The sequence below is a fragment of the Pseudomonas allii genome (genome assembly GCF_055380095.1).
Genome location: NZ_AP039450.1, coordinates 2,776,282 through 2,796,820, shown reverse-complemented (window position 1 = coordinate 2,796,820; position 20,539 = coordinate 2,776,282). Strand labels below are relative to the sequence as shown.

The 20,539-nt window shown below is 62.8% G+C and carries 16 protein-coding genes; 1 reads left to right on the top strand and 15 read right to left on the bottom strand.

Annotated features, from left to right (window positions below):
- Positions 1-97: 97 nt before the first annotated feature.
- The 12 genes from ACZ445_RS12560 to ACZ445_RS12505 form a co-directional block, all read right to left on the bottom strand.
- Entirely contained in the window at positions 98-502 is a 405-nt protein-coding gene (locus ACZ445_RS12560) for a TraR/DksA family transcriptional regulator (protein WP_003191666.1), read from the bottom strand.
- Between the two features lie 423 nt (positions 503-925).
- On the bottom strand, positions 926-1,948 hold the full coding sequence (locus tag ACZ445_RS12555) for an ABC transporter permease (protein WP_016975559.1): 1,023 nt from the start codon (positions 1,946-1,948) through the stop codon (positions 926-928).
- Between the two features lie 26 nt (positions 1,949-1,974).
- Positions 1,975-3,528, bottom strand: coding sequence for a sugar ABC transporter ATP-binding protein (locus ACZ445_RS12550; protein WP_464705256.1), 1,554 nt, complete (start codon positions 3,526-3,528; stop codon positions 1,975-1,977).
- 65 nt (positions 3,529-3,593) lie between these two features.
- Positions 3,594-4,523, bottom strand: a complete 930-nt coding sequence (locus ACZ445_RS12545; RefSeq protein ID WP_058425731.1) for a sugar ABC transporter substrate-binding protein — start codon at positions 4,521-4,523, stop codon at positions 3,594-3,596.
- A gap of 48 nt (positions 4,524-4,571) precedes the next feature.
- Positions 4,572-4,748, bottom strand: coding sequence for a hypothetical protein (locus tag ACZ445_RS12540; RefSeq protein WP_179029726.1), 177 nt, complete (start codon positions 4,746-4,748; stop codon positions 4,572-4,574).
- 127 nt (positions 4,749-4,875) lie between these two features.
- Complete coding sequence (locus ACZ445_RS12535) at positions 4,876-5,904, bottom strand: Gfo/Idh/MocA family protein (RefSeq protein WP_179029725.1); 1,029 nt, start codon at positions 5,902-5,904, stop codon at positions 4,876-4,878.
- 152 nt (positions 5,905-6,056) lie between these two features.
- Entirely contained in the window at positions 6,057-7,067 is a 1,011-nt protein-coding gene (gene iolG / locus ACZ445_RS12530) for a bifunctional inositol 2-dehydrogenase/D-chiro-inositol 1-dehydrogenase (protein WP_058425733.1), read from the bottom strand.
- Positions 7,068-7,086: 19 nt separating this feature from the next.
- Positions 7,087-9,018, bottom strand: a complete 1,932-nt coding sequence (gene iolD, locus ACZ445_RS12525) for a 3D-(3,5/4)-trihydroxycyclohexane-1,2-dione acylhydrolase (decyclizing) (RefSeq protein ID WP_464708397.1) — start codon at positions 9,016-9,018, stop codon at positions 7,087-7,089.
- A 10-nt stretch (positions 9,019-9,028) separates the two neighbouring features.
- Positions 9,029-9,844 (bottom strand): TIM barrel protein, encoded by an 816-nt coding sequence (locus ACZ445_RS12520; RefSeq protein ID WP_179029723.1) that lies wholly within the window; start codon positions 9,842-9,844, stop codon positions 9,029-9,031.
- A 29-nt stretch (positions 9,845-9,873) separates the two neighbouring features.
- The gene (gene iolB, locus ACZ445_RS12515; RefSeq protein WP_179029722.1) at positions 9,874-10,662 is read right to left on the bottom strand and encodes a 5-deoxy-glucuronate isomerase; all 789 of its coding nucleotides are present in this window, start codon (positions 10,660-10,662) and stop codon (positions 9,874-9,876) included.
- Positions 10,659-11,552 (bottom strand): myo-inosose-2 dehydratase, encoded by an 894-nt coding sequence (gene iolE, locus ACZ445_RS12510; protein WP_464708396.1) that lies wholly within the window; start codon positions 11,550-11,552, stop codon positions 10,659-10,661. The genes iolB and iolE overlap by 4 nt, the downstream gene beginning before the upstream one ends.
- A gap of 169 nt (positions 11,553-11,721) precedes the next feature.
- Complete coding sequence (locus ACZ445_RS12505) at positions 11,722-13,659, bottom strand: bifunctional 5-dehydro-2-deoxygluconokinase/5-dehydro-2-deoxyphosphogluconate aldolase (protein WP_310864121.1); 1,938 nt, start codon at positions 13,657-13,659, stop codon at positions 11,722-11,724.
- Between the two features lie 284 nt (positions 13,660-13,943).
- On the opposite strand from ACZ445_RS12505, the gene ACZ445_RS12500 reads away from it, so the two are divergent.
- On the top strand, positions 13,944-14,852 hold the full coding sequence (locus ACZ445_RS12500; protein WP_058425739.1) for a MurR/RpiR family transcriptional regulator: 909 nt from the start codon (positions 13,944-13,946) through the stop codon (positions 14,850-14,852).
- A gap of 114 nt (positions 14,853-14,966) precedes the next feature.
- Here ACZ445_RS12500 and ACZ445_RS12495 read toward each other — a convergent pair whose 3' ends face one another.
- Genes ACZ445_RS12495 through ACZ445_RS12485 form a run of 3 tightly spaced genes read right to left on the bottom strand, consistent with a single transcriptional unit; the run spans position 14,967 to position 20,522 of the window.
- The gene (locus ACZ445_RS12495) at positions 14,967-18,065 is read right to left on the bottom strand and encodes an efflux RND transporter permease subunit (protein ID WP_464708394.1); all 3,099 of its coding nucleotides are present in this window, start codon (positions 18,063-18,065) and stop codon (positions 14,967-14,969) included.
- On the bottom strand, positions 18,062-19,291 hold the full coding sequence (locus ACZ445_RS12490; protein ID WP_464708393.1) for an efflux RND transporter periplasmic adaptor subunit: 1,230 nt from the start codon (positions 19,289-19,291) through the stop codon (positions 18,062-18,064). Before ACZ445_RS12490 ends, ACZ445_RS12495 begins: the two co-directional genes overlap by 4 nt.
- On the bottom strand, positions 19,284-20,522 hold the full coding sequence (locus tag ACZ445_RS12485) for a TolC family protein (protein WP_464708392.1): 1,239 nt from the start codon (positions 20,520-20,522) through the stop codon (positions 19,284-19,286). The genes ACZ445_RS12490 and ACZ445_RS12485 overlap by 8 nt, the downstream gene beginning before the upstream one ends.
- Positions 20,523-20,539 lie beyond the last annotated feature (17 nt).

Genomic DNA, 20,539 nt, shown 5'->3' with positions numbered 1-20,539 from the left:
ATGGGCCTTTAGTGGGGTAGCTTGCAGCAGATCAATAGACGGGGCGTAACGGGCCTTGCCCTGGGGAACCGCGTGGCGGCCCCCCAGCTTCACCGCATCAGGCTTGGCGCTGGTGCTTGTCGATCTGCTCGTGGCGCTCTTGCGCTTCGATGCAGTACTTGGTGGTGGGGCTGATCAGCAGGCGCTTGAGGCCGATAGGCTCGCCGCTGTCATCACACCAGCCAAAGGAATCTTCCTTGATGCGCTCCAGAGCACGCTCAAGCTGCGGCAGCATGCGCTGGTCGCGGTCAATGGCGTTGACCAGCCAGGTACGCTCTTCTTCCACGGAAGCGGCGTCGGCCGGGTCGGCCGGGGTGTCCAGGCTTTCAATGGCGATACGGTTCTGTTCAATGCGCTCGTGGTGTTCCACTTTCATGTCTTGCAGCAACTTCTCGAAAAAAGCGTGCTGTTCGGCATTCATGTAGTCATCCGCCGGCATGGCCAGCAACTTTTCCTTTGTCATTGATTTCTCTATAAAAAATACGTGCATTAAGGCGAATAAGGGAGCGTTCCGGAAGGCCTCTGCAGGTCTCGGAAAGGCGCCGTCCATTTCAAGCGCCACCCGGCACTCAATTTACGAGGGGCGGCAGTCTAAGGCCGACTTGAGGGCGCAGCAACTGAAATGACAGGCATTTTTTCCCGGATAACCCCAAAAGGCACCAGGACGGGCTTGGCGAATGGTTATCGGAGTGCGTTTATAGCAAGAAATTCAGTGTTGTGGAGCTATATAGAAGACAAACGGTTAGCACACGTCAGCGATAGACCCCATGTGGGAGCGGGCTTGCTCGCGAATGCCGTCTGCCAGTCAACACATCTTTGACTGATACACCGCTTTCGCGAGCAAGCCCGCTCCCACACTTTGTCCCGTGTTCGACAGGGTATTGAATCAGCGTTTGAGCTTGCGCTTATTGCGATACTGGTCAATCACCACCGCCACCACAATGATCAGGCCCTTGATGATGTCCTGGATATACGCATCCACCCCGACAAAGGTAAACCCGCTGGCCATCACGCCGAGGATCAGTGCGCCGATCACCGTGCCGGTAATGCGCCCTACCCCGCCCGCCAGGCTAGTACCGCCAATGACCGCAGCGGCAATCGCATCCAGTTCATAGGACATGCCCATGCCCGCCTGCCCGGTCGCAGCACGTGCCGAAGCCACTACGCCGGCCAGGCCTGCGAGCAAACCGGCGATGCTGTAGACAATGATCAGGTGCCGCTTGACGTTGATCCCCGAGGTGCGCGCCGCCTGCATGTTGCCACCGATGGCGTAGGTGTACTTGCCGTACTTGGTGTAGCGCAGGGCGATATGGAAGATCACCGCCACCACCAGGAAGATGATCACCGGCATCGCGCCATGGCCGATGGCCGTGTACGAGTCCGAGAGCATGCTCACCGGCTGGCCTTCGGTGTAGTAACGCGCCAGGCCACGGGCCGAAACCATCATGCCCAGGGTGGCAATGAACGGCGGGATGCCGGTGACAGCAATGATGCTGCCGTTGATCGCCCCCGCCAACAGCCCCACGCCCAGCCCCATCGCCACCGGAATCCACACCGGCAAGTCGGTCAGGCTGGGGAACACCGCCCGGGAAAAGTCGGAAGTCTGCGCCAAACTGGCGGCAATCATCGCCGACAGCGCCAGCACCGAGCCTGAAGACAGGTCGATACCCGTGGTGATGATCACCTGGGTCACACCGATCGCCAGCAGGCCGATGATCGACACTTGCAGGATCATCAGCACCAGGCGCTGGGAGTTCATCAGGAAGCTCTGGTCGCGTACGATCCAGCCGAACAATTCAAACACCAGGCCAATGCCGATCAGCACCAGGAAGATGCTCAGCTCGGTGGGCATGCGTCGGCGACTTTTGGTTGGCACCGTCGCAGGTTTGTTATCCGTTATTGCGTTCATAGCCCATCACCTTTTTATTCTGTACGTCAGTGGACTGCGGTCATCCCGGAGGCCAACTGCATGACTTTTTCCTGGGTCGCATCGCTGCGGTCCAGGGTGCCCATCAATTCGCCCTCGTGCATCACCATGACCCGGTCGCTCATGCCCAGCACTTCGGGCAACTCGGAAGAAATCATGATCACCGCCATGCCTTCACTGGCGAGGAACGAGATCAAGCGGTAGATCTCGGCCTTGGCGCCCACGTCGATGCCCCGGGTCGGTTCATCAAGGATCAGCAGGCGCGGGTTGGTCATCAGCCAGCGTGCGAGCAAGGCCTTCTGCTGGTTGCCGCCGGACAAGGTGTCGATGCACTGCTCAAGGGAGGGGGTTTTCACCCGCAGCTTCTTGCACATGTCTTCGCACAGCGCCCGCAGGGCTTTCTGCTGGATAAAGCCGTTGCCGGTGTAGTGCGGCAGTACCGCCATCTCCATGTTTTCCAGCACCGACAGGCACGGGAACAGGCCACTGAGCTTGCGGTCCTCGGTCAACAGGGCGAAGCCTTTCTCGATGGCCATGTGCGGGTCGGTAATGCGCACCGCCTTGCCATCCAGGGTGATCTGGCCACTGCTGCTGGGGGTGATGCCGAAAATGGTTTCGGCCACGTTGGTGCGGCCCGAGCCCATCAATCCGGCGATGCCGAGGATCTCGCCGGCATGCAGGTCGAAGGACACGTCCTTGAACACGCCGTCCAGGCTCAGGTCGCGCACCGACAGCAGCAGATCGCCGATGGGTGTCTCGCGCACCGGAAACAACTGGCTCAGCTCCCGGCCGACCATCATCGAGATCAGGCTGTCGCTGTTCATGCTGTCGGCGCGCTGCAGGCCGATGTACTGGCCGTCGCGGAACACCGCCACTTCATCGGCGATGGCGAACACTTCGTTCATTTTATGCGTGATGTAGACGATGCCTTTGCCCTGGGCCTTGAGGTCGGCAATGATCGAAAACAGGTGGGCCACCTCCTTATCGGTAATGGCCGAGGTCGGCTCATCCATGATCAGGATGTCGGAGTCGTAGGACACGGCCTTGGCAATCTCGACCATCTGCCGCTCGGCGATGCTCAGATTGCCCACATGCTCCTCGGGGTCCAGGTTGATGCGCAGGCGTGCCAGCAATTCTGCCGTGCAGCGGTGCATTTCGCGGTGGTTGACCATGTGCAGGCTGTTGAGCTGCTCGCGGCCGATCCAGATGTTCTCGGCGATGCTCATGTGCGGCATCAGGTTGAGTTCCTGGTGGATCATCGCGATCCCGGCCTTCTGGGCCGCCAAGGGGGTTTCAAACACAATCGGCTTGCCACGCAGGCGAATCACGCCGGCGTCAGGCTGGTAGATGCCGGCGATGATCTTCATCAGCGTCGACTTGCCCGCACCGTTCTCGCCCATCAGCGCCAGCACCGTGCCAGGGCGCACGCGCAACTGCACGTCGGCCAGGGCCACGACGCCGGGAAAGCCTTTGCTGATGTTGACGATTTCCAGCAGGTAGGGTTCATCCAGCGGCAGCGGCTGGATACCGGGAGGCTGCGAGACAGCGGCTTGAGCGAGCATAGGGAGGTACTCCATCGGCAAGGCGGGCACGACCGCCCTGCCGGCTTATTGTTGTTATGTAGGGACTACTTGAAGTCTTTGACGTTGTCCGGGGTGATCAGCTTGAACGGGATCACCACGTTCTGCTCGATGGGCTCGTTCCTGGCCATCTTGCGCGCGGTCTCCACCGACTTGTCCGCCTGGCCCTTGGCATCCTGGAAGGCCGACACGGTCATGTCGCCCTTGGTGATCGCGTTCAAGCCGTCTGGCGTGCCGTCGACACCGGCGATCAACACGCCCTTCTTGCCCGCCGATTTAAGTGCCATGGACGCGCCGATGGCCATCTCATCGTTGTTGGCCAACACCGCGTTGAATTCACGGCCCTGGGTCAGCCAGTCGTTGACCAGGGTCATGCCCTTGTCACGCAGCCAGATCCCGGTCTGTTCCTGCTCGATCTTGATGCCTGGGTATTGGGTCAGGACTTCCTTGACCCCCTTGGTGCGGTTGGTGGTGGAGTTGTTCGCCAGGTCGCCCAGCAGGATCACGATATTGCCCTTGCCGCCGAGTTTTTCTGCGATGTACTGCATCTGCAACTTGCCGGCCTCCACGTCGTCGGAGGTCACCGCCGCCACGCCCGGCGCCAGGGTCGGGCTGTCAGGACGGCGGTTGACGAACACCAGCGGGATTTTCGCCGCGGTGGCGGCCTTGATGATGTTGGCGGTCGAGGCGGTATCCACCGGGTTGACGATGATCGCGTCGACTTTCTGGCTGATAAAGTTCTCGACCTGGCTCAACTGCTTGACCACGTCGGCACGGGCATCTTCGAACTGCAACTGCACGCCGTCACCCTTGGGGTAGGACTTGGCTTGCTTGTCCATGTCTTCGCGCAGGTAGGTGAGGAAGGTGTCATCGAAGGCGGACATACTCACGCCTATCTTGAGATCGGCAGCCGCGGCAACACCGCTGGCGAGCAGCATGGACAAGGCCAGCGCGGTAAAACGGATCGGGGTCTTCATGAACGGTCTGTCTCCACTTTCTTGTTGGTTTTCTGGACGTTGCGTTTATCAGAGCTCGGCAGGCAGCCGGACGACCGGCGCGCCGGGAATGCAGCAGACGAGTGCGCCTTGGTTTTCGACGCACAGCACATTGAGGAAGGAGAAGTAGAACGGCCGGGCGCGGGGCAGGCCGCGTGGCGTAGGGGCAGGGCGTAAAACTCGCAGTACAGCGTTGAAGATTTTCATCTGACGGTACCTGGTTGTTTTTGATCTTGTTTTTGTTGAGTCGTGCGGATCGAGTCCGAACGTACTTTATGCAACCTGGAAAAGACTTTATTGGAAAATAATTTCCATATCAACATGTTTTAGAATTTTATTCTATTTTTGTTGAAACCACCTGCTGGCGCTCGGCGCTCAGGCGTGCGGCGTCCAATATACGAGTGGTTTCCAGCGCATCATAGGCGTCCACCGGCAGCGGTCCCTGCCCTTGCACGGCCAGTTGCAACTGGCGATAGAACTGCGTCCAGCAGCCTTTCTCCGACGGCACTCGCTCGCGTTCCGCGCCTTGCTCGAACCAGCCCCAGCGTCGGTGTTCCTCTGCCCCCCAATGCTCGCCTTCGGTTTTCGGCGACTTGCCGGCCATCAACGCTTCTTCCTGACCGTCCAGGCCGTCGACGGTGTAGCAACCGGCGGTGCCGCTGACTCTGAAACGCGGGGCCTGGCAGTTCTGCAAGGCATTGCCCCACAAGTGCGAGATGACGCCGCTGGCATGGGTCAGGGAGACAAAAAAGCCGTGGTCCACCGTGGGGTGTTCGGCGGTGTAGTGCAGTTGGGCGAACACCCGGTCTACCGGGCCGAACAGTTGCAGGGCCTGATCGACCAGGTGGCTGCCCAGGTCGCGCAACCAGCCGCCACCGCTGGCGTTGCCTACGGCTTGCGGGCTATAGCGTTCCACGCGGGATTCGAAACGGGTGATTCTGCCCAGGGCGCCGGCGTCGATCAGTTTGCGCAGGGTCAGGTAGTCCGAGTCCCAGCGCCGGTTCTGGTAGACGCTGAGCAGCGAGCCCTGGCGTTCGGCGGCTGTAATCAATGCCTGGGCCTGTTCGGCGTTGGCGGCGAAGGGTTTGTCGCTGACCACGGCTACGCCGTGCTCGATGGCCTCAAGCACCAGCGCCGGGCGACCTTTCAAAGTGGTGGAGATGACCAAGGCATCGACGCCGGCTTCGACGATCTGGCCGATGGAGTCGAAGGCCTTGAGGCCTGGGTGGTCGGTTGCCAGTTGTTGGCGGCGTTCCGTAGACCGGGTGACCACGCCGACAAATGTGGCACCGGCCAATGTTGCAATCAGCGGCGCATGAAAGAAGCGCCCTCCGTGGCCGTAGCCGACTAGTCCGATTCGCATACCTACACTCCTTGCTTGAAGTGAAAACCCGATTCAACTGTGGGAGGGGGCTTGCCCCCGATTACAGTGTGTCAGTCAATAAATATCTATCTGATCCACCGCCATCGGGGGCAAGCCCCCTCCCACATTTTTGACAGTATTTCTTCAGTGATTCAGCCGTAGAAACGCGGGCGATCCGGCAAGCTCACCTTCACAATCTGCTCACTGCCCTGCGCTTCAATACACGCATCCGCTGCCACCGCCGCGGCAAAGCCATCCCACGCCGACGGCCCACCGACCTGCCCGGCGCGCACACTGTCGATGAACGCCTGCAACTCCACGTCATACGCGCCGATAAACCGATCCTTCCAGTCCATCAGGATCGCGTTGGACAGCTTCGCGCCACTGCGCATCTGCACCTGGGAAGGCTCCGGCAACTTGGCGATGCCGGTCTCCCCCACCACTTCGCACTGGATGTCGTAGCCGTACTGGCAGTTCACAAACACTTCCACATCGATGCGCGTGCCCTTGGCGGTTTCCAGCAGCACGATCTGCGGGTCACGCAGGTGGGCCAGGGCCTTGCTGGATTTGCGCGGGAACACCACCTGCACCGACACGTAGTCATCGTTGAGCAGCCAACGCAACACATCCAGCTCGTGGATCAGGGTGTCGGTGATCGCCATGTCGGTCTTGTAGTTCTCGCCCACCGTGGGGTTGCGGTGCGCGCAATGCAGCATCAGCGGTTCGCCGATCTGGCCGCTGTCGATCACGGCCTTGAGGGCGCGATAGCCTTCGTCGTATGGGCGCATGAAGCCGACCTGCACCAGGCGCTTGCCGTAGGCCACTTCGGCGTCAACGATCTTGCGGCAGCCCTCGGCGGTGACCGCCAGGGGTTTTTCGCAGAACACTGGTTTGCCGGCGGCGATGGCGGCGAGCACGAACGCTTCGTGGCTCGGCCCCCAGGACGTCACCAGCACGGCCTCGACCTGGGGCGAGTTGATCAACGCATGGCCGTCGGCGTACACCTCGGCGTCCAGCTTCAAATCGGCGACGACCTTGGCGGCCTGCTCCAGGTTGATGTCAGTCACCGCCACCACCTGGCTGTTGAGCAAAGTCTGGCTGCAACGACGGATATGGTCCCGGCCGATAGCGCCTGTACCGATGACACCTAGCTTCAAAGACATACAAACACTCCTCTTGTTATTAGTACTGCCGGGCCTTCGCCAGGTGTTCATTGAGTTTTTTCGCGGCGGCATTCGTGCGTTCGCTGGTGGACACTTGCGCCACACCCACCCGCCACCACGACAGGTAGCCGTGGACCATGGTCTTGGGCAGCACCTTGATATCGATCAGCGTCGACACCGTTTGCGTGCGCGCATCGGCCAGCGCCGCTTCGAGTTGCTCCACCGTGCTGACTTTGTAGGTCTTGCAGCCATAGGCGGCCGCGCTCATGGCGAAGTCTACCGGCACCAGGCCGCCGTCAAGCTTGCCGCTCTCGGGGTTGCGGTAGCGGAATTCAGTGCCGAAGCTGTCCATGCCATTGCCGATCTGCAGGTTGTTGATGCAGCCGAACGCCATGTTGTCGAGCAGCACCACGTTGATCTTGCGCCGCTCCTGGATCGAGGTGGCCAGCTCCGAGTGCAGCATCATGTAGGAGCCATCGCCGACCAGGGCGTACACCTCTTTAGTCGGCTCGGCGAGTTTCACGCCGAGCGCCGCGTTGATCTCGTAGCCCATGCACGAGTAGCCGTATTCGACGTGGTAGGTGTTGACGCCCTTGCTGCGCCACGCGCGTTGCAGGTCGCCGGGCAGGCTGCCGGCGGCGGCGACGATGATCGCGTCGTCGGCCAGGGTCTGGTTGAGCACGCCCAGTACGCGGCTCTGAGTCAGGCACGAGCCGGTCAGCTCGATGAATTCACGCAGCACGCCACGGTCAAGACGGTCGTCGACCTCGGGCACAAACCCGTCGCCGTCGTATTCCACCTGGTGCACACGCTCCACTTCGGCGTCCAACTGCGCCTTGGCCTCGACGACCTGCCCGCCCCAGCCAGAGCGGTAATCGCCGAGGGCATCGGCCAATGCTTCAAGGGCGACCTGCGCGTCGGCCAGCACTTGCACGCCGTCGAGCTTCAAGGCATCGCAGGGGCTGATGTTGAGGTTGAGGAACTTCACCTCCGGGTGCTTGAACAGCGATTTTGACGAGGTGGTGAAATCGGTGTAACGCGTGCCCACACCAATGATCAGGTCGGCCTCGGGCGCCAGCAGGTTGGCCGCCAGGCAGCCGGTTTCGCCAATACCGCCCACGTTCAGCGGATGGCTGGAGACCACGGCGCTCTTGCCCGCCTGGGTTTCGGCGAAAGGAATATCAAAGCGCTCGGCAAAGGCTTGCAGCGCGGCATTCGCGCCGGAGTACTTCACCCCGCCACCGCAGATGATCAGCGGCTTGCGCTTGCCCCGGAAGGCGGCCAGTGCATCGCCGACCATCGCGCTGGTCGCCGGGCGCCGTTCGATACGGTGCACACGTTTTTGCAGGAAGTAATCCGGATAATCCCAGGCCTCGGCCTGCACATCCTGGGGCAATGCCAGGGTCACCGCGCCGGTTTCGGCCGGGTCGGTAAGCACGCGCATGGCGTGGATCGCAGCAGTCATCAACTGCTCGGGGCGGTTGATGCGGTCCCAGTATTTGCTGACCGAGCGGAAGGCATCGTTGGTGCTGATGCTCAAGTCGTGGAACTGCTCGATCTGTTGCAGCACCGGGTCAGGCTGGCGGCTGGCGTACACATCGCCGGGCAGCAGCAACAACGGGATACGGTTGGCCGTGGCGGTCGCGGCGGCGGTGAGCATGTTGGCCGCCCCTGGACCTACAGAGGCGGTGCACGCGTAGATCTTGCGGCGCAGGTGCTGCTTGGCGAAACCAATTGCCGCATGGGCCATGCCCTGCTCGTTGCGGCCTTGGTGCACCATCAGGTCGCCGCTGTCCTGCTCCAGGGCCTGGCCCAGGCCCAGCACGTTGCCGTGACCGAAGATAGTGAACACCCCGGCGACGAACTTGCTCTGCACGCCATCGACTTCGATGTATTGGTTGTCCAGGAACTTCACCAGGGCCTGGGCCATGGTCAGTCGGGTTGTGGTCATGTCGCGCCCCTTATCGTTTCTGCAGGTGGGCGATGCTTGCGCCCAAGGCCTGCTGGATATCCGCCAGCCCGTGCACGCTCTCGGCAAACGGCTCGAACGACAGGTAGCCGCTGTAGCCGGTGCTGAGCAAGGTGTCGATCTGCGCCGCGTTACCGAGGATGTCGCCCTCGCCCACCAGCACACGGTGGCCGTCGCGAATCGAACTCAGCGGCGCCTCGGTATCTTCGACGCCGGAGATATGCACCAGGCCGGTCAACTCCGGGAAGAACTCATGTTCGCTGGCCAGGTGATGATGGAAGGTGTCGTGCACCAGGCGGAACACATCCAGGCCGCCGATGGACTTGATCGAGTCCACCGCCACACGCTTGCGCCGCAGCGCACACTCTTCAAAGCCCAGGGGTTCGATAAACCCGAGGATGCCGTACTCACGCAGGATCGGCGCCAGCTCACTCAAGGCCGTGCGCAAACCGGCCGCACGCTGGGCCTCGTTGCGTGTGTCGCCCGGCTCGTTGAGCGGGCACATCACCAGGCCCTGGGCGCCGCACTCGCGGGCGTAGATCGCCATCTTGATCGCCTGGGCACGGCGCTCGTCGTTCCACACATCAAAGGGGTACAGCGCGTTGATCGACAACACCGTGATGCCCTGCACCGCGCACAACTCGCGCACGCGGCTGGCCGGGGTGCCGAACTCGATCTGCTTGTCCGCCAGGTCATTGCGCAGCTCGATGGCATCGCACTTGAGTGCCGCGGCCAACTGGATGAAGTCCGGCAGGGACAGGTTAGGCGCGACCATGCGGTTAAGGGCGAAACGTAGAGGCGACTTCATTGTTGTTGTTCTCCGTCCAGAACCGCTGATTAGAGGTCCAGCAGCCAGCTGTGCTGCGGGTCGTTATGGAAATGCCAGGCACGCTTGGGGCCGGCCATCACGTTCAGGTAATAGGACTCGTAGCCATACGGCACACTGACCGGGTGATAGCCCTTGGGCACGACAACCAGGTCGCTGTTTTCCACGGCCATGGCCTGGTCGATGCTGCGGTCGTCGGTGTAGACGCGTTGGAACACAAAGCCTTGGGGCGGGTTGATCTGGTGGTAGTAGGTCTCTTCGAGGAAGCTCTGGTGCGGCAAATCATCGGTGTCGTGTTTGTGCGGCGGGTAGCTCGACGAATGCCCGGACGGCGTGCGCACCTCCACCACCAGCAGCGAATGGGCCGGCTCGCTGTCGGGCAGGATGTCGCACACATAGCGGGTGTTGGCACCTTTGCCGCGCACGCTACGCTTGCAGGCTTGCGGGCGGATCAGGCGCGGTTCGTAGCCTTCGGCGCCGGGCGCGGCGCAGACCGCAATCTGCACATCGCTCAAGGCGGTGACCTGGGCGTTGGTGCCCGGCGGCAGGTAAGCGGCGAACGGTGATTTGTCTTCAAACACCGACTGGCGATCGCCCAGATTCTGCCAGTTGAAGCCTTCACCTTCGATGTTCACGCGGCCACTGAGTAACACCAGGCACAGCTCCTGGTCACCGGCGCTGACCGGCAGGGTTTCGCCCAGGCTCAGGCGGTAGGCGGCGAACCCCACGTACTCCAGGCGCCCGGCCTCCAGGGCGACCATGGTCTGGCCGCGTTTGCTGCTTTTGACCAACAGGCTCATTGTCCGGTCCTCTCATTCAGAAGCGCACGCAAGGTGTCATAGCCTTTTTTCGCATAGATATAGCTGGGCGCCACGGCCGGGTCCTGCTCGGCTTCCACCACCAGCCAACCTTCATAGTGGGTGGCCAGCAGCACATCGAGCAGTTCAGCGAAGTCGATATCGCCATCGCCGGGCACGGTGAAGGTGCCGTTGACGATGCAGTCGGGAAAACTCCACATCTGGTTGCGCGCCAGTTGCACCACCGGTTTGCGCACGTCCTTGAAATGCACGTGGCAGACACGGTCGATGTGCTTGCGCAGTACCTCGATGGGCTCGCCGCCGCCCATGTAGCAATGGCCCGAATCGAACAGCAGGCCGACTTCGGGGCCGGTGCGGCGCATCAACTGGTCGATGTCTTGCGGGGATTCGACATAGGCGCCCATGTGGTGGTGATACGCCAGGCGCACGCCCTGGGACAGGGTGAAGCGCGCCAGTTCGGTGAGTTTGTCGGCGTAGTCCTGCCAGGCCTGTTCGCTGTGGAAACGTGGGCGTTCAATCAAGCGGATACGCGAGCCCTGGATCGAGTCGGCCACCTCGCCGTACACCAGTACGGTGGCGCCGTTCTGTTTGAGCAACTCGACATGGCCGGCGATGGCCGCGATTTCTTCCGCCACCGAGCGTCGGGCCAGGCGGCTGGAGTACCAGCCGGAGACCAGCGCCAGGTCATACGGGCGCAACACGTCGCCGACGCCCTTGGCGTCCTTGGGGAATTTGCCGTTGAGCTCGAAGCCTTCGTAGCCGATTTCCTTGCCTTCGCTGAGGGCGGTGCTCAGGGGCGTTTCACCGCCCAGGGCCGGCAGGTCGTCGTTGCTCCAGGAGATCGGGTTGATGCCAATTCGGATTGCGGGCATGGCTGCACCTTTATTATTTTCAGGTATCACTGAGATCTGCTTTTTGCTGTATGTGGGAGGGGGCTTGCCCCGATAGCTGAATGTCAGACACCACTGCTGTCACTGAACAACCGCAATCGGGGGCAAGCCCCCTCCCACATTGGATTGCATTTCAAATCAAGAACTGGGCTTAGCCTCGGGAACTGCGCCAGGCGTTGATCAACTGTTCGAAGGTGGCCTGCACCTGCTGGATCAGGGTTTCATCGTCGATCTCCCCCGCCATCCACGCCCGGCTCGGCTCCTGGAAGATCGTGCGGCCCACCGCAAAACCCCGGCACGTAGTGCTCAGGCGGGCCTGCTGGAAGCCATCGGCGAGGCATTCGGCCGAGGCGTTCAGGCCCAGCAGCACCACGCCTCGGCAGTACGGGTCGCGCTCCTGGATCAGGGCGTCGAGCTTCTGCCAGTCCTCGGCCGACTGCGCTTCGATCTTCCACCACGCCGGGTAGATGCCCAGGTTGTACAGGCGCTTGAGGCTGCGATAGAGCACGTCCGGGTAGGTGGACGGGTGGTCCTTGGGCGGGATGACTTCCAGCAGCAGTTCATGCCCGCTGACAATCGACGCCTCGTACACCGCTTTCAGTTGCGCTTCCTGTTCCAGGCGCAGCAGCGGTTCGTCGTCCGGGTGGAATTGCACCAGGCACTTGATGATCTGTTCCTGGGGCCAGGCGATCAGGTTGCTGCCCACCGAACGGCCATGCTCGAACGCCAGCGGCCGCGAGTTCTGCACTTCCACCGGGCGCGCGATCCACCAGCCACGACCGCTGGCGGCGTTGAGTGCGTCCTGGCCGAAGCGCTGGTCGGCGAGCAGGCCGACATCGGCCTCTACGCCTTGTTCGGCGAGCTTTTGCTCGACGCGTTCGATGGCCTGGATAAACAGTTGCTTGGCCTCGCTGATGCGCGCCAGGTCCTGGCCGCCCTTCTGCGCCAGGTCCACCAGTTGCCAGCGATGGTCGAAGGCAAACACGAACAGCTGCTTCCAGCGTTTGCGCGGTACCGTCACGCGGTGCAGGCGTTGCAGGGTCACGTCCTGGTCCGGACGGGTAATCGGCACCGGGCTGTTGAACAGGTATTCCAGCTCCGCCGGCGTCGGCATCGCCGGTGCGCAGGCGTGGCGCGAAACCACCAGGCCACCGCAGGCATTGGCCAATTGGCTGCAACGCTCGTCGCTGGCATCGTTGAGCCAGCCGCTGAGGAAGCCCGACATGAACGCATCGCCGGCCCCCAGCACGTTAAGCACTTCCACGCGCACGCCGGGGTAGATGGCGCCGTCTTCCAAGCGTGCGGGGATGGCGCCGTGGATGACCGTGCAGCCTTGCGGACCAAGTTTGACCACCAGGGTCGCCGGGGTCAGTTCACGCACCTTGCGCAAGGCGGCGAGCAAATCTTCACTGCCGCCCGCGATGAGGAATTCTTCTTCGGTGCCGACGATCAGGTCGAAGCGCGGCAGGATCTTCTGCACGTGCTGGCTGACATTCTGGTCGGCAACAAAACGGGTTTCGCCGTCGGCCTTGCCCGCCAGGCCCCACAGCACCGGGCGGTAGTCGATATCCAGCACACGCTTGACGTTGTGTCTGGCCGCGTAATCCAGCGCCTGGATGCTGGCCTTGTACACGCCGTCGGTGGAGAAATGCGTGCCGGTGATCAGCAGGGCTTTACTGGATGCGATAAAGGCTTCGTTGACGTCTTCGGCACGCAGGGCCATGTCGGCGCAGTTTTCGCGGTAGAACACCAGGGGGAAGGTTTCACGGTCCTTGAGGCCGAGCAACACCAGGGCGGTGAGGCGTTCCGGGTCGACCTTGATGCCGCTGACATCGCAGCCTTCGCGGGCCAGGGACTCCACCAGGAAGCGGCCCATGTGGTCGTCGCCGACCCGGCTCAACATCGCCGACTTGAGCCCGAGCCTGGCGGTGCCGAAGGCGATGTTGGCGGAGGACCCGCCGAGGTACTTGGCGAAGCTGGACACGTCCTCAAGCCGCGCACCGACTTGCTGTGCATAGAGGTCGACGCCCAGGCGCCCGAGGCAAATCAGATCCAATTGACGCCCACTGGCAAAACGAGTCTGGCCCATGCTGGCTCCTGTTATTTTTATCAGCCTGCGTTGTGCCGCCGTGGGGGCGGCAAACGCTCTTGGTGGGAGCAGACTAGAACGTCCGGCGGCGTCAATCAATATTTATTCCAGATATTTTTTCATTGGAATATTTTTTCCATTAAGCTCGCACAGGAGCGCTCCCACCACAGTGCATCGTTTCAGCAGGCCACGCCGGCCGTGATGCCGGGGTATTTTTTTGCGCCTACCCTGTAGACTTGCGCCACCCATCAGCGCAACAGACGAAAACGCCAGAAGGATTGCCCATGTCCCGCACCGATCCCGAGACCACCCTGGAAGACTCTATCGCCAGCCCTCCGATCAATGCCGAGCGCCTGTTGCAGCTGATCACCGACGAATACGAGAGCCTGCCGCGCCAGCTCAAGCGCATCGCCAGCTACATGAGCCAGCAGAGCGACCGGATCATGGTCGACCGCATCAGCGACATCGCCCGTGAATGCGAAGTGCACCCGTCGGCCATCGTGCGTTTCTCGCAGCGTTTCGGGTTCAGTGGGTTCAGCGAGATGCAGGCGCTGTTCCGCGAGGCCTACACCCACAAGACCACGCCGGTGCAGAACTACCAGCAACGCATCCGCAGCATGATCGCCAACAAGTCGCAGAAAGCCAGCGGCGGCGACCTGGCGCGCGAATGCGTCAACGCGACCTTGTCCGGCATCGAGCGTCTGGGGCTGGAGCTGGACGATGCCGCGTTCGACAAAGCCGTGGACCTGGTGGTAAATGCCGACAATATCTACGTAGTCGGCGTGCGCCGCTCTTTTGCGGTGGCCGATTACCTGGTCTACAACCTGCAGCACACCAACAAGCGCATCCACCTGATCTCGGGCCTGGGCGGCAGCTATCGCGAGCAGATGCGCAGCGTGCGCGCCAATGACCTGGTGATCGCCATCAGTTTCACGCCCTACGGCAAAGAGACCCAGCACTGCCTGCGCATCGCCCAGCACCACCAGGCCAAGACGCTGATCATCACCGACAGCAACCTGTCGCCCCTGGCCAAGCGGGCTAACGCGGTGCTGTTGGTGAATGAAGGCTCGTCGTTCGCCTTCCGCTCGTTGAGTGCCACCTTGTGCCTGTGCCAGGCGTTGTTTATTGCGGTGGCGTACCGGTTGGAGTTGAAGGTGGATGAGATTCACGAGCAGGTCGGGTTCGACGACTGAACCTGCCGGCGTTGGAGATCCCTTGTGGGAGGGAGCTTGCTCCCGATAGCGGTGTGTCAGTCACTGGATTTGTGCCTGATCCTGCGCCATCGGGGCAAGCCCCCTCCCACATGTTTATCGGCGGCGCATCAGGTAGTAGGCTGCGGGAATGACGAACAGCGATAGCAACGGCGCCGTCAGCATCCCGCCAATCATCGGTGCAGCAATCCGGCTCATCACCTCACTGCCGGTGCCGCTGCCCAGCAAAATCGGCAGTAACCCGGCAATGATCACCGCCACCGTCATCGCCTTGGGCCGTACCCGCAGCACCGCACCTTCGGTGATGGCCGCCAGTAGATTGCCATCCTTGCGCTCGGCCCAGGCGTTCTTCAGGTACAGCAGCATGATCACGCCGAACTCCGCCGACACCCCCGCCAGCGCAATAAAACCCACGCCCGTGGCGACCGACAGGTTGAAGCCCAACCAGTAGAGCAGCCACACGCCGCCGGTCAACGCGAACGGCAAGGTCGCGAGGATCAGCAGCGCCTCCCCCACCCGGCGAAAGGTCAGGTACAGCAGCACAAAAATGATCAGCAAGGTGGCCGGCACCACCAGCTTCAGACGTTGATTGGCGCGTTCGAGGAACTCGAACTGCCCCGAATAACTGAGGCTCATCCCCGGTTGCAGCTGCACCTGCTGGTTGATCGCCGCACGCAGGTCCTTGACCACCGAAGCCAGGTCACGATCACGCACGTCGATGTAGACCCAACCGGAAGGCCGCGCGTTTTCACTCTTGAGCATCGGCGGGCCATCGTTGACCTTGATCCTGGCCACCGTGCCCAGGGTGATCTGGCTGCCCTGCGGCGTGTACACCGGCAGGTTGCGCAGCGCTTCCACCGAGTCGCGCCATTCCTTCGGGTAACGCAGGCTGATGGGGAAACGCGCCAGGCCTTCCACGGTTTCGCCAATGGTTTCACCACCCACCGCGCCCGACACGATGGACTGCACGTCGCTGATGTTCAGCCCGTATTGCGCAGCGGCGGCACGGTCGATGTCGACGTCGATGTAGCGCCCGCCGGTCAAGCGCTCGGCCAACGCCGAACTTACGCCCGGCACAGTCTTGGCGACCTTCTCCACAGCCTGGGTCACCGCATCGATCTGCATCAGGCTGGTGCCCGCGACCTTCACGCCAATCGGGCTCTTGACCCCGGTGGCCAACATGTCGATACGGTTGCGGATCGGTGGGATCCAGATATTGGTCAGGCCCGGCACCTGCACCACGCGGTCCAGCTCCTTGACCAGTCTGTCCGGGGTCATGCCGGGACGCCATTGGTCCCTGGGCTTGAACTCGATGGTGGTCTCGAACATCTCCAGCGGCGCCGGGTCGGTGGCGGTTTCGGCGCGGCCGGCCTTGCCGAACACGTGGGCGACTTCGGGCAGCGTCTTGATCAGCCGGTCGGTGCGTTGCAGCAGTTCACCCGCTGTCTGTGTCGACAAACCCGGCAGCGCCGAAGGCATGTACAACAAGTCGCCCTCATCCAGCGGCGGCAGAAATTCACCGCCCAGTTTCGAGATCGGCCACAGCGCGCTCGCCACCATCAACAGCGCCACCAGCAAGGTCATCCGTGGCCAACGCAGCACCGCCTCCAGCGCCGGCTGGTAGAGCTTGATCAGGCCGCGATTGAGCGGGTTGCGTTGCTCGTCGGGTATGCGCCCGCGAATCCAGTAGCCCATCAGCACCGGGATCAAGGTCACCGACAACCCGGCGGCGGCCGCCATGGCGTAGGTCTTGGTGTAGGCCAGCGGCCCGAACAGACGGCCTTCCTGGGCCTGCAAGGTGAACACCGGAATAAACGACAGCGTAATGATCAGCAGGCAGAAAAACAGCGCCGGGCCGACCTCGACCGCCGCGTCCGTCATCACCTTCCAATGCGCATCGCCCTTTAGTTCCCGGCCCGGGTTGGCGTGGTGCCACGCTTCAATTTTCTTGTGGGCATTTTCGATCATCACCACCGCCGCATCGACCATTGCGCCAATGGCAATCGCGATACCGCCCAGGGACATGATATTGGCGTTGATGCCCTGGAAACGCATGACGATAAACGCGATCAATACGCCCACCGGCAACGAGATGATCGCCACCAGGGACGAGCGCAGGTGCCACAGGAAAACCCCGCACACCAGCGCCACCACCAGGAACTCTTCCAACAGTTTATGGCTGAGGTTGTCCACGGCGCGGTCGATCAGCTTGCTGCGGTCGTAGGTGGTGACGATTTCCACACCCGGCGGCAGGCTGCCTTTCAACTGTTCCAGCTTGGTCTTGACCGCGGCGATGGCTTCCCGCGCATTCTTGCCGCTGCGCAGGATCACCACGCCGCCGACCGCTTCGCCCTCGCCGTCCAGCTCACTGATGCCCCGGCGCAGGTCCGGTCCCAGCTGGATGTTCGCCACATCGCCGAGGGTGACCGGCACATGGTTGGCGTCGAGGCGCAGCGGGATGGCGCGGAAGTCGACCAGGCTTTTCAGATACCCGGAGGCACGCACCACGTACTCGGACTCGCCCAGGTTCAGCACCGAGCCACCGGCCTCCTGGTTGGCGTTGTCGATCGCGTCTTTCACTTGCGCCTGGGTAATGCCGCGACTGGCCAGGGCCAGCGGGTCGAGCTGAACCTGGTATTGCTTGACCTGGCCGCCGATGGTAGCGACCTCCGCCACGTTCGGCAGGGTCTTGAGTTCGAACTTGAGGAACCAGTCCTGCAACGCACGCAATTGCGCCAGGTCGTGCTGGCCGGTGCGGTCCACCAACGCGTACTGGTAGATCCAGCCCACGCCGGTGGCGTCCGGGCCCAATGACGGTTTAGCCGATGCCGGCAGCCGCGCCTGCAACTGGCTGAGGTATTCCAGCACCCGCGAGCGGGCCCAGTACAGGTCGGTGCCTTCGTCGAACAACACGTACACGTAGCTGTCGCCGAAGAACGAAAAACCGCGCACGGTCTTGGCCCCCGGCACCGAGAGCATGGTGGTGGTCATGGGGTACGTGACCTGGTTCTCGACGATCTGCGGCGCCTGGCCCGGGTACGGCGTGCGGATGATCACCTGTACATCCGAGAGGTCCGGCAAGGCGTCGACCGGCGTGTTCTGCACCGACCACACCCCCCACGCGGTGATGAACAAGGTGGCGAGCAGCACCAGGAAACGGTTGGCCACCGACCAGCGAATCAACAGAGCGATCATGGCTGGGCTCCCGGCTGCAGGTTCATCGCCGCTTCAGCAGCGGTGGCGGTGATGCCCTTGAGACTGGCCTCGGAGTCGAGCAGGAACTGCCCGGACGCGACCACCTGCTGGCCTTCCTGCAGGCCGCTGAGGATCACCGTGTGGTCCTGGTTTTCCACCCCGGCTTCGACCTCGACCGGACGATAGTGCCCACCCTCCTCGGCCAGCATCACCAGCACCCGTTTGCCGGTGCGGATCAACGCTTCGCTGGGCACCTGCAACAGCGCTTGCCCGCTGGTCTGCGCCAGGCTGACCTGGGCGGTCATGCCCGGGCGCAGGGCGCCGTCGGGGTTGGGCAGCTCGACCCGCACTTGCACGGTACGGCTGTCCATGGCGGTGGCCGGCAAGATCGCGCTGACCGTGCCGTCGAGCATCCTGCCCGGCAAGCCGACGAAGCGGCTCTGCACCCTTTGCCCCACTTTCAACGTTGCCCCCTGGGCTTCGGGTACCGCGACCTGCAACCACACCGGGTCCAGGCCGTTGAACCGCGCCAGGGTCTGCCCCGGCGCCACGGTCATGCCTTCGCGCACGTCGAGGGTTTGCAGCGCGCCGCTGATCGGGCTGGTCACCGTCAAGACCGACTGCACCTGGCCGCTGCGCTCCATCTGCGCAATCAACCCCGCCGGCATCCCGCTCAGGCGCAGGCGTTGGCGGGCAGCGTCGATCAAGCCGCGCTCGCCGCTGCGCCGCAGGGCGAGGAACTCTTCCTGGGCGGCCGCCCACTCGGGTATCAGCAGGTCCACCAACGGCGCACCGGCCTTGAGCACATCCCCCGGCGCCCGTGCGTAGACCCGCTCGACAAACCCCGCCGCCCGCGCCTGCACCACCGCCACATCGCGCTCGTTGAAGCCCAGGATGCCCGACAGATTCAGGCTGGACGTCAGCACGCCACGGCTCACACTCGCCAGGCGCACACCGACGTTCTGCGCCAGACCCGGGTCAATCTGCACCGCTGGCGTGGCTGCCGCCCCCGCACCGTCGGCGTAGCGCGGCACCAGTTGCATGTCCATGAACGGCGACTTGCCAGGCTTATCGAACTTTTGTTGCGGGAACATCGGGTCGTACCAGTACAGCGCCTGCTTGTCGGCGTTGACGGGCATTGCGGGTGCGCCGGGCTGCCACTGCGCCAACCCGTAGCCCGCGCCCAGGCCCAACAGCAATACAGCGGCCACGATTCGATTATTCATTGACGGGTTCCCCATAGGCGAAATACAGCTGCGCACCGACCAGGGCGCGTTGCTCGATGGCATCGATCTGTTTGAAACGGGCTTCGACCAGTTCACGGCGCGCGTTGACCAGCGTCATCAAGTCGCCTTTGCCGGCGCGATAGCCGGCCAGGCTCAAGCTGACTTTTTCCTCGGCCAGCGGCACCAGGCTGTCCTGGCTGCGCTGCACCGCGCGGTCCAGGCGTTGGTAGTCGGCCAAGTCGTCATCGAGCATCTGGATATGCTCACGGGTCGCGGCTGCGCGCTCGGCGTCGAGCTGGTCCAGCTCGGCCTGTTTGGCGGCAATGCCGGGGTTCTGTCGACGGCCGGGGAAGATCGGCAGGTCAAAGGTGAACTGCACGTTGACCATGTCACCGAACTCACGGCTGCGGTGCCCGTAGTCGACCTCCCAACTCCAGTCAGAGGTCTTTTGCGCCTTGGCTTCCTGCAACCGCGCCTGCGCTTCACGGGTACGTGGCACGTAGGCTTGCAGTGCCGGGTGCTGGTGCAGGTTGTGGTTCAGGCTATGGGGGTCGAAGGTCCAGTTGGGCAGTTGCCCGCTGGGGGCTTCGTTGGCGGCCGCGCCGATCCAGCGCTTGAGCGCGGCGCGGGCCTGGACGCGTTGCTGGGTCAGCTCATCGTCGCGCCCGGCCAGCTCGGCGGCTTCCTGCTTGGGGATGACGGCGTCGGCGGCCTGGCCACGGCCGCCGGCCAACTGCGCACGCACGGTGTCCTGCAGCAGGCGGTTCTGTTGGTAGAAGTCCTTGAACAAGGCTTGCTTGCGCGCGACCGCATACGCACGAATCCACGCCTGGGCCGTGGCCTGGCGCACGTTCAGGCGCTCGATGCGCCCTTCGGCGGCCGCTCGTTCGACGGTTGCATCGGCCAGCTCGACCCGGGCCTTGCGCTTGTCGCGGCTGGGCACTTGTTGCTGGATGCCGATCATCTGTTGCGTCATCTCGTCGCCATACAACGTGCCGCGATTGGGCCCGCCGATAGGAAAGTTCTGCAGGCCGACCACCAGCTTCGGGTCGGGCAACTCACCCGCCGGGATCGCCGCCTGGGTGGCGGCCTGCAACTTGGCCGACTCGGCCAGCAGCGACGGTGCATTGTTTTGCGCCAGGCGCAGGGCGTCATCCAGGGTCAGCGCACTCGCCAACGCCGGCCACGCCAGCACGCCCACCACCAGGGCGCGCATGTAGGAGGCATTCATGTTGAAAATTCCTGTTC

Coding starts and splice junctions, on each gene's coding strand:
- ACZ445_RS12560 (WP_003191666.1), bottom strand. CDS start 502: ATGACAAAGGAAAAGTTGCTGGCCATGCCGGCGGATGACTACATGAAT.
- ACZ445_RS12555 (WP_016975559.1), bottom strand. CDS start 1,948: ATGAACGCAATAACGGATAACAAACCTGCGACGGTGCCAACCAAAAGT.
- ACZ445_RS12550 (WP_464705256.1), bottom strand. CDS start 3,528: ATGCTCGCTCAAGCCGCTGTCTCGCAGCCTCCCGGTATCCAGCCGCTG.
- ACZ445_RS12545 (WP_058425731.1), bottom strand. CDS start 4,523: ATGAAGACCCCGATCCGTTTTACCGCGCTGGCCTTGTCCATGCTGCTC.
- ACZ445_RS12540 (WP_179029726.1), bottom strand. CDS start 4,748: ATGAAAATCTTCAACGCTGTACTGCGAGTTTTACGCCCTGCCCCTACG.
- ACZ445_RS12535 (WP_179029725.1), bottom strand. CDS start 5,904: ATGCGAATCGGACTAGTCGGCTACGGCCACGGAGGGCGCTTCTTTCAT.
- iolG (WP_058425733.1), bottom strand. CDS start 7,067: ATGTCTTTGAAGCTAGGTGTCATCGGTACAGGCGCTATCGGCCGGGAC.
- iolD (WP_464708397.1), bottom strand. CDS start 9,018: ATGACCACAACCCGACTGACCATGGCCCAGGCCCTGGTGAAGTTCCTG.
- ACZ445_RS12520 (WP_179029723.1), bottom strand. CDS start 9,844: ATGAAGTCGCCTCTACGTTTCGCCCTTAACCGCATGGTCGCGCCTAAC.
- iolB (WP_179029722.1), bottom strand. CDS start 10,662: ATGAGCCTGTTGGTCAAAAGCAGCAAACGCGGCCAGACCATGGTCGCC.
- iolE (WP_464708396.1), bottom strand. CDS start 11,552: ATGCCCGCAATCCGAATTGGCATCAACCCGATCTCCTGGAGCAACGAC.
- ACZ445_RS12505 (WP_310864121.1), bottom strand. CDS start 13,659: ATGGGCCAGACTCGTTTTGCCAGTGGGCGTCAATTGGATCTGATTTGC.
- ACZ445_RS12500 (WP_058425739.1), top strand. CDS start 13,944: ATGTCCCGCACCGATCCCGAGACCACCCTGGAAGACTCTATCGCCAGC.
- ACZ445_RS12495 (WP_464708394.1), bottom strand. CDS start 18,065: ATGATCGCTCTGTTGATTCGCTGGTCGGTGGCCAACCGTTTCCTGGTG.
- ACZ445_RS12490 (WP_464708393.1), bottom strand. CDS start 19,291: ATGAATAATCGAATCGTGGCCGCTGTATTGCTGTTGGGCCTGGGCGCG.
- ACZ445_RS12485 (WP_464708392.1), bottom strand. CDS start 20,522: ATGAATGCCTCCTACATGCGCGCCCTGGTGGTGGGCGTGCTGGCGTGG.